Below are 14,612 nucleotides of genomic sequence, written 5' to 3' on the forward strand. Positions count from 1 at the left end.
ATGTTAAGCCGAGTTGCCGAATCAGTTTTTTGGATGAATCGATATATCGAGAGGGCAGAAAATTACTCAAGATTTATTGATGTCAATCACCAGTTATCTTTAGATTTGCATGAAGAGGTGCCGAACCAATGGTTGCCTCTCGTACATACTACAGGAGATATTGAATTGTTTGAGAAAAGGTATTCTAGCCCAAGTCCGGTCAATGTCATACGGTTTATGACTTTTGACGAAGAGAATCCGAATTCTATTTTTCAATGTCTTTCGAGAGCCCGTGAGAATGCCCGAACCATTCGCGAAAACATTTCCACTTCTATGTGGGAAGTGTTAAACGAGTTTTATCTCTTTGTAAAAGATTATCGTAAAGTTTACTTAGAAAGTTCTGAACTACATGGAGATACTCTTTCGATGGGGCTCTCCGATTTTCTCAGTACAGTTCGAAAAAGTTGCCAAAGTTTTTATGGATGTTCTGATGCTACCATCTCTCATGATGAGGTTTGGAACTTTTCCTTGTTGGGCAGGTTCTTAGAACGAGCAGACAAAACCACACGAATCTTAGATATGAAGTACTTTATCCTACTTCCTTCTGTTCATGATGTGGGTTCCACATTAGATTTATTACAGTGGTTATCCCTTTTGAAATCGGCATCTGCACATGAGATGTACAATCAAAAATACAAACGTGTTGATCCCACTGATATTGCAGAGTTTTTGATTTTGAATGAAACCTTTCCTAGATCCATTTTCTTTTGTATCCAAGAGATGCAAGAGGCTTTGGAAAAAATTTCTGGAATTAAGGAAGGTTTGCCAAGGAACTTAGCGCAAGATGCAACTACAGTTTATTTGAATCGTTTGCGATCAGAAAATATCAAATCCATTTTTGATAAAGGTCTACATGAATACTTAGATGATATTCAAATAGAACTCAATCATATAGGTTCCAAAATTGTGGAACGATTTTTTACAAACTAACTATGAGCATACGAGTTGCACTGTCCCATATTACAACCTACCAATATGATAAGTCGATAAAATTATCACCTCATGTGATCCGGCTTAGGCCAGCTCCACATACCAAAAATCATATTGTTTCTTATTCTCTAAATATATTACCGGAACAAAAATTTCTTAACTGGCAACAAGATCCATTTGGGAATTATTTGGCTCGGTTGGTATTTCCAGAAAAAACCAATATCTTACAAGTAGCAGTTGATTTAGTAACTGATTTAAAGGTAATCAATCCCTTTGATTTTTTTGTAGAAGAGTATGCAGAGAACTTTCCTTTTACATACGATAAGGTATTAAAAAAAGAACTCGCTCCTTACTTAAAAGTTAAAAAACCCGGGAAGTTACTTGCCCCATACTTAAAAACAATCGATAAAACGCCGAGAAGAACTGTTGAATTTTTAGTTGCTTTGAATGCAAAAATTTACTCTGACGTTGGTTATGTGATCCGTATGGAACCAGGGATCCAAACTCCAGAATTCACTCTTTCTTCAAGAATGGGATCTTGTCGTGATTCTGCTTATTTACTTGTCCAAATTCTTAGAAATATGGGTCTTGCGGCAAGATTTGTATCTGGTTATTTGATCCAATTAAAAGCCGATGTAAAGTCTTTGGATGGACCTTCTGGTGCGGAATCTGATTTCACTGACCTACATGCCTGGGCAGAAGTTTATATTCCAGGTGCAGGTTGGGTGGGTCTTGATCCTACCTCTGGTCTTTTTACAGGAGAAGGGCATATCCCTTTGGCGGCCACACCGGAACCAGAATCAGCTGGTCCGATTTATGGTTTTGCAGAAAAAGCCAAAGCAGAGTTTTCCTTTCATATGGGAGTGGAACGTGTTTTAGAAACTCCAAGGGTCACCTTACCTTACCAAGGCGAAGATTGGGAACGAATCATTCGGTTGGGTGATTCGATTGATAAACGAATTCGAAAAAATGATATAAGACTTACGATTGGTGGAGAACCAACTTTTGTATCTACGGAGAATCGGGAAGCACCGGAATGGAATTTTGATGCCCTAGGTTTTGAAAAATATTCTAAATCAGAACAACTCATCAAACGGCTGGGGAAACATTTTGCTCCTGGCGGACTTTTACAATACGGCCAAGGGAAATGGTATCCAGGGGAACCTGTCCCTCGTTGGGCGATGATTTCTTATTGGCGTAAAGATGGTGAACCTATTTGGAACCATCCCTATTTACTTGCGGATGATCGTTATACAGGTTCAGCCACAACAGAAGATGCAAGAAGATTCATTAGTGTTCTCGGGAGCCGATTAAATATACCTTCCAAATCAATTCATACTGCTTATGAAGATAATTTATATTATCTTTGGCAAGAAGCAAATCTACCAACAGAAACCGAATTGATGTTAGATGGATTGAACACTTACGATAAAATGGAACGGGAACGTATTTTAAGAGTCATTGATTCTGGTATCCATCGCGAAGTCGGTTATACAATCCCACTGGATTATGATGTTTTCCGGTCATCTTGGATATCAGATGAATGGAGTTTTCGCCGAGGAAAAATGTTTTTAATTCCTGGTGATTCACCCATTGGGCTCAGGCTTCCCTTACACTCATTAGGTGGAAAACCATATTATCCTTATCCGGAAGATCCTTCGACTCCCAAACCTTCTTTACCAAAAGCAAAGGAATTGGGTCAATCTCCATTTTCATCAACAAACGTTAGTTATTCTATTGGAGGAATTCATACAAGGACAGCTCTATGTGTGGAACCTAGAAATGGAAACATTCGGGTGTTTTTACCACCAATCCAATCATTGGAAGGTTGGCTCCGTCTCATTTACGCTATTGAACAGACTGCTTTAGAAACCGATATACCGATTGTATTGGAAGGTTATGAAGCTCCTCATGATCCTAGACTCAATCGTTTTAAGATCACACCGGATCCTGGAGTGATTGAGGTCAATTTTCATCCATCTTCTTCTTTTGGAGAAATTGTTGAAAAAACGCAGGTTCTATATGAAGAAGCCACGCAACTACGATTGACTGCAGAAAAATTTTTGATTGATGGTCGTCATTCTGGTACTGGTGGTGGAAATCATATCACTCTCGGTGGTGCTTCTGTTGGTGATAGTCCATTTTTAAGAAAACCTTCGCTTTTACGAAGTTTGGTGGCATATTGGCAAAATCATCCAGGACTCTCTTATTTGTTTTCTGGAATGTTCATTGGCCCGACTTCTCAATCACCAAGAATTGATGAAGCTAGAAATGATTCCTTACACGAATTAAAAATTGCCTTCCAACAAATTGATTCTAATCGGCACACACCACCTTGGATGTTGGATCGAGTTTTAAGAAATATCTTAATTGATATTACTGGGAATACTCACCGAACAGAAATTTCGATTGATAAACTTTTTGATCCTGGTTCGCCTACCGGGCGTTTGGGGCTTATTGAAATGCGTGCGTTTGAAATGCCTCCTCATTACCAGATGAGTGTCATCCAACAAGCATTTATGATGGCAATCATTTGTCGATTTTGGGAAGATCCATACTATGGAAGTCCAATCAATTGGAATACGGAGTTACATGATCGTTTTATGTTGCCTTACTTTGTGTATCGTGACTTTAAGGAAGTGATCCAAGATTTGCAGAATAGTGGCTTTGGATTTTTATCAAAAGACTTTGATCCATTTTTTGAATTTAGATTTCCTCAATATGGAATTTGTTATTTGGATGGAATGGAAATTGAATTACGAATGGCTTTAGAACCTTGGAACGTACTTGGTGAAGAAAATACAGCACAAGGAACTTCAAGAGGAGTAGACTCTGCAACTGAACGAGTTCAAGTCAAAGTCAAAGGATTTCATCCAGAAAGATATCGTTTGAGTTGCAACGGGTACGAAGTTCCGCTACAACCTACATCTGTTCAAAATGAATTTGTTGCTGGAGTCAGGTTTAAGGCTTGGTCTCCTGTTTTTACTTTACACCCACAAATACCTGCGCAACAGTCTTTAGTGTTTGATGTTTATGATACTTGGAATCATAGAGCACTCGGAGGATGTACGTATCATGTATCCCATCCAGGAGGATTGTCTTACCAAACTATTCCTATTAATGGGTATGAAGCAGAATCCAGAAGGATCTCTCGTTTTTGGACTCATGGACATAAGATTGGAAAAAGCCTTCCACCAATTCGATTGGAAAATAAAGCCTTCCCATCAACATTGGATCTTAGGATGGTAACATTCAAGTAGATGATGACACAAGATCCTTATCATTTAATCGGAAATTATAAAACGATTCCTGGAGTTTATGATGAACTCTATGATGCTGATGGTCAAATTCGAAACAAATATAAGTTTTTAGTTAAATCCTTTCAAGAGTTAGGGCCCGCAGAACTTGTCAATCGTAGACGTGATACGGATCGAATTCTTAGAGAGAATGGTGTTACATATAACTTATACCAATCAGACTCACCAGAAGCAAAGGAAAGACCTTGGGATTTGGATTTGTTTCCTTTGGTTATGGAAAGTGAAGAGTGGCGTGTTTTAGAAAGAGGGTTAAACCAACGGGCCGATTTGTTAGATGCTCTTGTCAGAGATGTTTACTCCAAAAGACGCCTGTTATACGAAAAAAAAATTCCTCCCGAAATTCTTTTTAATGAATCTTCTTTTTTGCGCGCTTGTGATGGAATGTATGATTCCAATCACTTCCTTACTAAAAATCCAGCTCTATTATTTTTTGTTTGTGATTTGATTCGTGCTGCCGATGGCAACTTTTACGTTTTAAATGATAGGGTCCAAGCACCTTCTGGTTCTGGTTATTCATTAGAAAATCGAATTGTACTATCTCGAATTTTCCCAAGTATGTACCGCGATGCGATGGTTCACCGTGTTGCCGTTTATTTTCGGTCCCTTCGTAAATCATTAACTCAACTAGCGGGTGTTACTGGTCGCGAGCCAGTGATTGTTTTGTTAACACCTGGTCCATCGAACGAAACATATTTTGAACATGCCTACCTTGCTGGTTATTTGGGTTATACGCTTGTACAAGGTGAAGATTTAACTGTTAGAAAAAATAAAGTTTATATGAAAACCGTAGAAGGTTTACAACAAATCGATTTGATTCTAAGAAGGGTCGATGATGATTTTATGGATCCATTAGAACTAAGAGGGGATTCACTTTTGGGAGTTCCTGGACTTTTGGAATCGGTTCGTTCGGGACATGTCAAAATCGCAAATCCCATCGGAACCGGATTTTTAGAAAACCGAGCCCTATTACCATTTTATTCTGACCTATGTCGTTTTTATTTAGGAGAGGATTTGATCCTTCCTATGGCTCCTACCTATTGGATGGGAACAAAAGAACATTTCCAATTGGTATTACAAAATCCCGAAAAATTTGTTTTTAAAACTGTATCACGCACTGATGAAGAAAAACCAGTTACCTTTATCGAACTGAGTGGAGAAAGAAAGGATTCGTTTTTACAAAAACTAAAATCATTCCCCAATCGTTTCATCGCACAAGAAATGATCGCATCTGCCACCGTACCAGTATTAGGTGAAAATGGGTTTCGACCAGGTCGAGCGATCATGAGAACCTTTGTATCTTCTTCCGGCTCCGGTTACCAAACAATGGCTGGTGGTTTGGTAAGAGTATCTCCTTCCTTAGATGATTTCTTTATTACGAGCCAAAGAGGAGCTTGGAGTAAAGACCTTTGGGTTCTTGCAACTGAAACACAAAAAGAAGAATCTTTACTTGTGGCAAAATCAGACCAAGTGATGATTTCCAGAAAAAGTTCCGGAGTCCCTAGTCGTGTGGCTGATAATTTATTCTGGTTGGCAAGGTATTTGGAACGATCCGAAAACCAAACAAGGGTCATACGAGAAGCTGTTTATAAAATTTTACAAGTAGAAGACGGTTACGAAAGAGAATCTTTAGAAAATTCATTAAAACTAGTAACACATGTAACCAATAGTTATCCAGGTTTTCTTGGAGATGATGCAAGCGAGTTATTTTTAAATCCATTTTCTGAATTACAACGATTGACATCGGATCGTGGAGTTGTTGGAAGTTTAGCATTTCATTTACGAAGTTTGGTGATTGCTTCGAAATCGGTTCGGGATCGCCTTTCTGATGATATGAAAAAAATTCTACTTCATTTAGAAGATCAATCTCATCATGAAATTGATTCGTATGATCAAATCATCGATTTTCTACAGAAGATTGTTTTGAATTTATCATCTCTAACAGGTTTATCTTTTGAAAATATGAGTCGCGAAGCGGGATGGTATTTCCTCAACCTGGGTCGTCGAATTGAAAGATCAATCAATATGATATTGATGTTACAAGGCATGATTCGTTGGGATAGTTTTCGAGATAAAGCTTCCTTTGAGACTTTTTTGCGTATCAACGATATTCGATTAACATATAATAGACGGTATAGTGGAAAAATTGACCAAGAATCTGTTTTGGATATTTTATTATTTGATACCACAAATCCTAGATCATTTGCGTATCAGTTAGAACAAATCAATTCAGACATTAAGTTTTTGCCAGGGAAAAATGAGAAGGTTGTATATTCAGAAGACCGAGCTGCGTTACAACTTTATACCCACTTTAAAATGAAAGATATATCCATCTTTTTTGAATCGGAAAACCCGTTGGAATCTGTTTCGATTTGGTTAGAAGAATTACACTACCATTTGAAAAATTTGTCTGATGCATTAGCATCAAGATACTTTAACTATACCGAAGAACAAACAAGGATCGGTGATGGCAATGGCTGATTTTAAGGTAATTCATAAAACTAAATATAGTTATGACGATACTGTTGCTTATTGTCATAACATGGCGCATATGTATCCTTTGACGTCACCACACCAAGATTGTTTTAGAACTCATGTGACCGTGAATCCCAAACCGGTGGTTTCTTCATTTCGTAGGGATTATTTTGGAAACCAGGTATTTCTTTTTTCGGTAGAAGATCCTCATCGTTTTTTAGAAGTAGTTGTTGAGTCAACTGTGCGCACACACCAATCACTTGGCATTGATTTATACAAATCAACTCCTTGGGAAAGTATCTATTCTCTCATCCATGAATCAACATTAGATGCAGATATCTTATCAATTGAATACATCCAACCTTCTTCATTTATAGCAGCAAAACAAAGTTATTCGGAATTTGCTCGAATGTTTTTTACGGAAGGGAAACCCGTTTACGCTGCTGCATTGGAGATGACAACTTACATATACCAAACGTTTCAATATGATCCAAAAGCTACAAGTATCAATACTCCCATTGATCAAGTTTTAAATGAAAAAAAAGGTGTATGTCAGGACTTTTCGCATCTAATGATTGCCGCCTTACGTTCATTAAAGATTCCGACTCGTTATGTGAGTGGATATTTAGAAACTTTACCTCCTCCTGGAACAGAAAAATTACAAGGAAGTGATGCTACACATGCGTGGGTCTCTGTATATTGTCCTACATTTGGATGGATGGATTTCGACCCAACCAATGGAAAAATTATCACAGAAGAATACATCATCACAGCGATTGGAAGGGATTATGCGGATGTGTCTCCATTAAAAGGAATTTTGTTCGGTGGTGGAAAACATAAATTAAAAGTAGAAGTGGATGTAATCCGCGAATTAATATGAATGTTCTTTTTTCATTCTCTAATCTCAAATAAGATATTCAATTTTGAAAAAATAAATTTTATAAAGTTTCACTAGCCAGAAAAATCAGTTTCGATAGTCTGATCTATAGTAAACTATATGATAGAATCAATCGTTGCTTTTTCCATACAAAATAAATTTAAAGTGATGAGTGTAACTTTAATTTTTTGTTTGGTAGGCCTTGTAAACGCATTCCATTTACCTATCGATGCTGTTCCTGATGTTACAAATGTTCAAGTTACTGCAGTAACATCTTCACCTGCACTCACTCCATTTGAAGTAGAACAATTCATCACTTATCCTATCGAATTAAAGTTAAATGGAATTCCTGGTGCATCAGAAATTAGATCAATTTCTCGAGCCGGTGTGAGTTCGGTATCTGTTATCTTTGAAGATGGAACTGATATTTGGTTCGCAAGACAGATCGTCAATGAACGATTGAAGTTAGTAGATGCAGAAATTCCTCCTGAGTATGGAAAACCAGAATTAGCTCCAGTGGCCACTGCATTAGGTGATATTTATGAATTCATTTTAACATCAGAAAATCATAACGAAACAGAGTTGCGTAGTTATATCGATTGGGATCTTTCCAAAAAAATAAAAAGTGTTCCTGGTGTCATCGAAGTAAATACTCTTGGTGGTTCTCTCAAACAATATCAAATATTGATCGATCCAAGAAGATTACAGGTTCATAATTTAACTATTTCAGAAATATTAGATAACTTAAAAACTGCAAACTTCAATACAGGTGGTGGTTATGTTCAAAAAGATTATGAACAACTCGTCATTAGAGGTGAAGGACAATTTGAAGGAATCGATGAAATCAAAAGAGTAGCAGTGCGAACTGCGGCAGATGGAATTCCTCTATTGTTAGGTCAAATTGCAACTGTAAAGGAGGGACCAGCATTACGTTTTGGAATTGCAACTAAAAATGGTAAGGAAGTGGTTGCAGCCACTGTCATTATGCTTCTTGGCCAAAATTCTCGCGAAGTAGTAGGAGATGTAAAACAAAGAATCGATGAGATTCGTGCTACACTTCCTCAGGGAATGAAAATTGAACCGTTTTACGATCGGTCAGAGTTTATCAATCGTGCTTTAAAAACAGTTTTTATAAATCTTACGGAAGGCGCCATATTAGTATTTTTTGCTTTGATATTAACTCTTGGTACAGCGAAAGGAGGGATCCTTGTAGCTTTAGCCATCCCGGTCTCTATGTTGGTCGCCGTTATATTTATGAAATATATCGGAGTTGTTGGGAATTTAATGTCGTTAGGTGCTTTGGATTTCGGATTACTTGTAGATGGATCTATTGTAATGTTAGAATCAGTGTTAGCTGGTTTTTATATGGGTAGAAAGAAGTTTAACCGTCCAATGAATGAAGATGAAATCAAAAGTATTACTGAAGGTATCATTTTAGAAAGATGTCAGAAGGTAGGTAAGGCAGCTGCATTCTCTGTTGCTATCATTATGTTAGTATATCTACCCCTAATGGTTTTAGAGGGAGTAGAAGGACGTATGTTTCGTCCGATGGCGATCACGGTTGCCTTGGCTCTTGCAAGTGCCCTTGTATTTTCGATTACAGTATTTCCCGCAAGTCTTGCAATTTTTTATAAAAGACCTTTCATTCACAAAGCACATGCTTGGGAAAAAATTGAAGAATATTATGTTTTACTGCTAAACTGGGGAAGCAAAAGAAAAAAGAAAATTTTATCATTCTCATTACTTTTAGTAATCGTTTCTTTTTTTCTAGGATCTTATTTGGGATCGGAATTTTTACCAAGAATTGATGAAGGGGAAATCGAAATTGATGCAAAACGTTTACCTTCAACGGCAATTGATTATTCCAAAGATTTGAATAAGGATATAGAAAAAATTCTAAAACCTTTCCCAGAAATTTCCAGTGTTGTTTCTCGAGTGGGTCGTGGTGAATCTGCTGCAGAACCATTAGGTACTGAAGAAACGTCTGTTATGGTGAAATTATCACCCAAAAAATATTGGGTGAATGCTAGTTCCAGAGAAGAGCTGATGGATGTTTTGAAAGCAAAATTAATTTCTTCCATTCCATCCACTTATTTTAGTATGTCACAACCAATTGAGAATCGGGTGAATGCTTTATTAACTGGGTCAAAAGCAGATGTGGTTCTTAAGATTTACGGTGATGATCTACAAACATTAAAAACGCAAGCAGACAAAGTTGCAACTGTTCTGACAAAAATAGAAGGAACTGGAGATTTGCGAGTGCAACGTTTGTTAGGTCTTCCAATGTTACAGATTAACACAAACTATGATAATATGGCTCGTTATGGAGTTACTGCCTCTGAAATTTTGCGAACGGTAGAAATGATGAGAGTTGGGTCTACCGCAGGTAAAATATTTGAAGGTGCAAGAAGATATGATTTAGTGTTAAGATTAGATTTACAAGCGAAAGATATCGATTCCGTACGAAACATTCCTATCATGACATCTCGCGGAACAACAGTTCCACTTGCTCAAGTAGCAGACATTGATATCCTTGATTCTGCCTCAGCTATATATCGAGAAGGATTAAAACGAAGAATTTTTGTAGAAGTGAATATACGAGGAAGGGATCTCGTTGGTTATATCAATGAAGCCAAAAAGAAAACGGAATCCATTCAGAATGCTTTACCGGCAGGCTATGAAATTGAATGGGGAGGTCAGTTCGATAACTTTGTTCGTGCAAGAGATCGACTGGTTCTTGTTGTTCCCGTCGCACTTGCGATTATATTTTTTATGTTAATTGCAGCATTTGAAAGTGTGTATTATGCGGTTGGAGTTTTTTCCGTGGTTCCTCTCGCTGCAGCCGGAGGTATACTCGGATTGTTAATTCGTGGACTGCCATTTAGTATTCCAGCTGCCGTTGGTTTTATTGCAGTGAGTGGGATTGCTGTTTTGAATGGCGTTGTTTATGCTTCGACTTTGAAAGACGAAATTAAATCTGGTGTGACTATCGACAAAGCGGTTGTCTCCGCTGGAATTTTATCGTTACGACCTGTTCTTACTACAGAGTTTATTGCAGCGATTGGATTTTTGCCTATGGCACTTTCAACAATGGCAGGAGCAGAAGTTCAAAGACCGCTTGCAACAGTAGTCATCTTTGGTGTGTTAGTTGCTACAGCACTTTCAAGATTGGTTCTACCGTTTGTTATGGAATCACTTTTGAAGTTGGATGAAAAAAGAAAATTGCTGAAGGAACAAAATCGAATCAATCGAAGTTCCAAACTCATTCAGATAGATATCGGTGATTATGATGACGAACCTGAAACACCGCCAGCCACGACTAAGAATCAAAAACGTAAGTAGATTATACTCTTTCAATTCGTAGGAAGTATGAACTTTTGGTTTAAAAAAAATGGTTTTCGTTGGGAGTGATTGTGTTCTGAAAGAATCTGTGATAAAAGGAAATCATTGGGCGGCGGGTCTAGTTCCCCACCCAAAGTAGGGCGGGGATACTATATCCCCCGCACCCTACCCCAACTTCCCCTTCCACTCCTCTTCCTTAAATCCCACCAAAAACCAACCATCCCCTACAACAAAGGGCCTCTTCACCAAGTTTCCATTGGCAGAGAGTTCTTTATAAATTTGTTCTTCCGTAAGAGTTCCTAATTTTTCCTTCCAATTGCCTTCGCGGTAATCTTTTCCTGATGTATTAAAAAGTTTTTTAATATCACCTAAGTATTGTTTTGCTTTTTTTAATTCGGCAACAGAGGGAGCGGTCTCCCGAATGGGAATTTGTTGGAATTCTACTTTTTTTGATTTTAGAAATTTCAGAGCATTGCGGCAGGTACTACAACCAGAATATTCGTAAACTTTGGGATTGGAACGACTCATAAGACTGATTTTCTTACTTACGATTTTTGCGGAAACTTTTTATTGGAACTATGTTGGTCCAAAACAATATACCGTTGGCTCCACTCACAACATTCCATTTGGGCGGAGAGGCAAAATATTTCATTGTAATTAAAACAAAGGAAGACCTAAGCCGGGCTCTCGATTTTTGCAAAAATGAAAACCAACCTTTTATCATTCTAGGTGGTGGATCCAACACTGTATTTCGAGATTCTGGTTTTCCTGGTGTTGTACTCCAGATCTTAATCCCCGGAATTCGATGTTTAGATACAAATGACCATCATTCCATTTTTCAAGTAGGTGCCGGTGTTCCTTGGGATCAATTTGTTGAATTTTCAGTGAAACAAGGATTAGCTGGAATTGAATGTCTATCTGGAATTCCTGGTTCCGTTGGTGCTTCTCCAATTCAAAATATTGGAGCTTATGGCCAAGAAGTAAAAGACTCCATTCTAAATGTAGAATGTATGAATCATTCAGGAGAGATCATAACTCTTTCTAATGAAAATTGTAAATTTAATTATCGTAACAGTGAATTCAAATCGGGTATCTATAAAGATTGGATTGTTGTATCTGTGACTTTTCAATTATCCAAAGTTAACCCTCCGTGTTTGCGTTATCCAGAAGTACAAAAAGTATGGGAAAACTATCAATACAACCATAGTGTCATTACGAAGCAAGAGACACCTAACTTTGATTTGCGAGCAACAGAAATGGAAACACTTAGAAACTTAGTGATCCAACTTCGTAAAAAGAAATCGATGGTGTTAGACGTGACGGATCCCAATACCCGATCGGCAGGTTCTTTTTTTACAAACCCCATTTTATCGGATCAGGAAACGGAAAGGTTTATAGAAACTGCAAAAAAACATGGATTTCAAAATCCACCTTTGTATCCAGAGGCACCAGGATTCAACAAACTCTCCGCAGCCTGGCTAATCGAAAACTCGGGAATTCAAAAAGGAACAAAATATCCGGGCGGAGTTGGGATCTCAGAGAACCATTGTTTGGGTCTAATTAATATAGCGGGAACTACAACCGCTCTTTTGGAAATGGCAGAATCAGTCAGACAAACCGTATTTGATAAATTTTTTGTTCGATTGGAAATGGAACCGGTTGTTCGGCCATAAAAAAGATTTGGTAATTGTCGATATAACAAAGAGAATGGGGATGGAATGAACTCGAAACTTAAAAAATACCTGATACTTTCAGGACTCGGTGTTTCCTTATTATTGGTTTTAGCTTTGATTGGTTTTTTTGTAGTCGATGAGATCAAAGGTGGGGCCGTTGGTGATGGTCAAAATAAATATGAACTCATCATTGATTCAGGAGAACCATCATCGAGTGTAGTGCGAGAGTTAGCTGCTGCTGGCATGATCAAATCCTCTGTCTACTTCAATTATCTGATGAAGTTTACAAGAGCAGGAAACAAAATCAAACAAGGTGTATACGACATCAACGATGGTATGAGTTCTCGCAAAATTCTAGACGTCATCATTTCAGGAAAAGTCAAACTGGTTAATTTTACTGTACCAGAAGGATATAACAATCGTCAGATAGGTGATTTGTTAGTTTCCAAAAAACTTGCCGTATCCCGAGAAGAATTTTTAAAAGTGGCCCAAAGCCCGGCACTCATTACTAAATACAATATTCCTGCAAAAACTTTAGAAGGGTATTTATTCCCAGAAACGTATTCTGTCCCACTCAACTATCCTTTAGAAAGAATTACAGAGATGATGATCAAAAGGTTCTATAAAAAATTAGAATCAATCCCTGAAGCAAAAGATATCAAACCTGCCGATTTACATTTTCGAGTGGTTCTTGGATCCATTGTGGAAAGAGAAGCTGTTAGGAAAGAAGAACGACCAATGATGGCCGGTGTGTTTTTAACAAGGATCGAAAAAAATATTAATTTGGAATCTTGTGCCACCATCCAATATTTATTTGATAAACCTAAAAAAAGACTATTTGAATCTGATCTTAAGATTGTATCTCCTTATAACACTTATATCAATGGCGGATGGCCACCAGGGCCAATTTCAAATCCCGGCTTACCAGCATTAGTAGCATCTTTTAAACCAATGAAGTCCGATAAATTATTCTTCCTTTTAAAACCAGATGGTTCCCATTATTTTTCGGCGACATTCAAAGAACATCTCGAAGCAAAAAAGAAATTTATAGATGTTTTATACCAATAACAATAATAATGGAGGAAATCAAATTTAGATAATAGATATTATCTAAAATCAATCTTCCATGGACGAAAATATTGTTGAACTAAACATTGCGATCGGTGGTATTTCTAAGGAACTTTTGGATGTACAAAAAGCCTTAGAAGCCTACCGAGAAAAACAAAATCGAAAAGAAGTCATCGACGAAGAAGCCATCACCTTTGTGACCAAAGCAGAACTTGTGATAGAAAAAGCGGAGAAGGGAGAACTTCAGTTGACTCCTGACCAAATCCGTCGTATTAAAAGTAATCTTGTTAAAATTTTGGCAAAAATAAAAAGATAATTTGATGGATTACCTTCTCATTAAAGGAGATAATCCACCTTTGGAATTTTTAATGATCTAATTTTTTAAATGGTACAATTTGCACTGTTTATTTAGACAAATCACTCCATTCAGCGTTCTTTCTTTAAGCACTTCGCCGTTTAAAAGTATTACATCAAAGTTACAACCTAAATACAACGAAAATGGTCCGTAATTCTCTACTGGTCGAGAACACTGGATATTTTTGATCTCAAAAACCTTTCCCTTATAAAAACCTAATAAAGAATTCAGACGCATGTTAGTTTCGGCCAACATCATATCGTACGCTATATCCGCATTAATTCCTTTATCTGCATGAAATTTTTCCCCAATATTAGGCCAAAAATATTCATTATGTTCATGCCGACTGAGTAGGATTTTATTAAAATCATTTAGATTATCTCTTCGAATTGCTGACATTACGTCCAGTATCACATCTTCTTTCGAAATCTTACTGTTCTCTAGCTGGTATTGTTTATTGCAGAAAAATAAAACAACAGAAAAGCATCCGAAACAGAGCCACTTGATAAGTTTCATAATCTTCACTCCCTTGTAATGAA

At 37.4% G+C, this 14,612-nt stretch carries 10 protein-coding genes; 8 read left to right on the forward strand and 2 right to left on the reverse strand.

Annotation, left to right across the window (positions count from 1 at the left end; genetic code table 11):
* The 5 genes from EHQ70_RS16195 (at position 1) to EHQ70_RS16215 (ending at position 10,977) form a co-directional block, all read left to right on the forward strand.
* Positions 1-969 carry an alpha-E domain-containing protein gene (locus EHQ70_RS16195; RefSeq protein ID WP_135575639.1) on the forward strand — a complete coding sequence of 323 codons (969 nt, stop codon included), beginning with the start codon at positions 1-3 and terminating at the stop codon, positions 967-969.
* 2 nt (positions 970-971) lie between these two features.
* Positions 972-4,229: a transglutaminase family protein gene (locus EHQ70_RS16200; protein WP_135588122.1), complete on the forward strand. Its 3,258-nt coding sequence runs from the start codon at positions 972-974 to the stop codon at positions 4,227-4,229.
* Positions 4,230-6,764 (forward strand): circularly permuted type 2 ATP-grasp protein, encoded by a 2,535-nt coding sequence (locus EHQ70_RS16205; RefSeq protein WP_135588124.1) that lies wholly within the window; start codon positions 4,230-4,232, stop codon positions 6,762-6,764. It abuts the gene before it with no gap.
* Entirely contained in the window at positions 6,757-7,638 is an 882-nt protein-coding gene (locus tag EHQ70_RS16210) for a transglutaminase family protein (RefSeq protein WP_135588126.1), read from the forward strand. The genes EHQ70_RS16205 and EHQ70_RS16210 overlap by 8 nt, the downstream gene beginning before the upstream one ends.
* A gap of 117 nt (positions 7,639-7,755) precedes the next feature.
* Entirely contained in the window at positions 7,756-10,977 is a 3,222-nt protein-coding gene (locus EHQ70_RS16215; RefSeq protein ID WP_135588128.1) for an efflux RND transporter permease subunit, read from the forward strand.
* A gap of 165 nt (positions 10,978-11,142) precedes the next feature.
* Here EHQ70_RS16215 and EHQ70_RS16220 read toward each other — a convergent pair whose 3' ends face one another.
* Positions 11,143-11,505, reverse strand: coding sequence for an arsenate reductase family protein (locus EHQ70_RS16220; protein ID WP_135588130.1), 363 nt, complete (start codon positions 11,503-11,505; stop codon positions 11,143-11,145).
* Positions 11,506-11,555: 50 nt separating this feature from the next.
* Here EHQ70_RS16220 and EHQ70_RS16225 point away from each other — a divergent pair, with 50 nt between their 5' ends.
* The 3 genes from EHQ70_RS16225 to EHQ70_RS16235 are packed head-to-tail and all read left to right on the forward strand — an operon-like array spanning position 11,556 to position 14,034.
* Positions 11,556-12,650 (forward strand): UDP-N-acetylmuramate dehydrogenase, encoded by a 1,095-nt coding sequence (locus EHQ70_RS16225; RefSeq protein WP_135588132.1) that lies wholly within the window; start codon positions 11,556-11,558, stop codon positions 12,648-12,650.
* Positions 12,651-12,695: 45 nt separating this feature from the next.
* Entirely contained in the window at positions 12,696-13,718 is a 1,023-nt protein-coding gene (gene mltG, locus EHQ70_RS16230; protein ID WP_135588134.1) for an endolytic transglycosylase MltG, read from the forward strand.
* Between the two features lie 58 nt (positions 13,719-13,776).
* Positions 13,777-14,034 (forward strand): hypothetical protein, encoded by a 258-nt coding sequence (locus tag EHQ70_RS16235; protein WP_135588136.1) that lies wholly within the window; start codon positions 13,777-13,779, stop codon positions 14,032-14,034.
* 57 nt (positions 14,035-14,091) lie between these two features.
* On the opposite strand, the gene EHQ70_RS16240 is transcribed toward EHQ70_RS16235, so the two are convergent.
* Positions 14,092-14,589, reverse strand: a complete 498-nt coding sequence (locus tag EHQ70_RS16240) for a hypothetical protein (protein WP_135588138.1) — start codon at positions 14,587-14,589, stop codon at positions 14,092-14,094.
* Between the last annotated feature and the right edge of the window lie 23 nt (positions 14,590-14,612).

The sequence above is a fragment of the Leptospira congkakensis genome, assembly GCF_004770265.1.
GTDB lineage: Bacteria > Spirochaetota > Leptospiria > Leptospirales > Leptospiraceae > Leptospira_A > Leptospira_A congkakensis.

Coding starts and splice junctions, on each gene's coding strand:
- EHQ70_RS16240 (WP_135588138.1), bottom strand. CDS start 14,589: ATGAAACTTATCAAGTGGCTCTGTTTCGGATGCTTTTCTGTTGTTTTA.
- EHQ70_RS16205 (WP_135588124.1), top strand. CDS start 4,230: ATGATGACACAAGATCCTTATCATTTAATCGGAAATTATAAAACGATT.
- EHQ70_RS16220 (WP_135588130.1), bottom strand. CDS start 11,505: ATGAGTCGTTCCAATCCCAAAGTTTACGAATATTCTGGTTGTAGTACC.
- EHQ70_RS16200 (WP_135588122.1), top strand. CDS start 972: ATGAGCATACGAGTTGCACTGTCCCATATTACAACCTACCAATATGAT.
- EHQ70_RS16215 (WP_135588128.1), top strand. CDS start 7,756: ATGATAGAATCAATCGTTGCTTTTTCCATACAAAATAAATTTAAAGTG.
- mltG (WP_135588134.1), top strand. CDS start 12,696: ATGAACTCGAAACTTAAAAAATACCTGATACTTTCAGGACTCGGTGTT.
- EHQ70_RS16235 (WP_135588136.1), top strand. CDS start 13,777: ATGGACGAAAATATTGTTGAACTAAACATTGCGATCGGTGGTATTTCT.
- EHQ70_RS16225 (WP_135588132.1), top strand. CDS start 11,556: ATGTTGGTCCAAAACAATATACCGTTGGCTCCACTCACAACATTCCAT.
- EHQ70_RS16195 (WP_135575639.1), top strand. CDS start 1: ATGTTAAGCCGAGTTGCCGAATCAGTTTTTTGGATGAATCGATATATC.
- EHQ70_RS16210 (WP_135588126.1), top strand. CDS start 6,757: ATGGCTGATTTTAAGGTAATTCATAAAACTAAATATAGTTATGACGAT.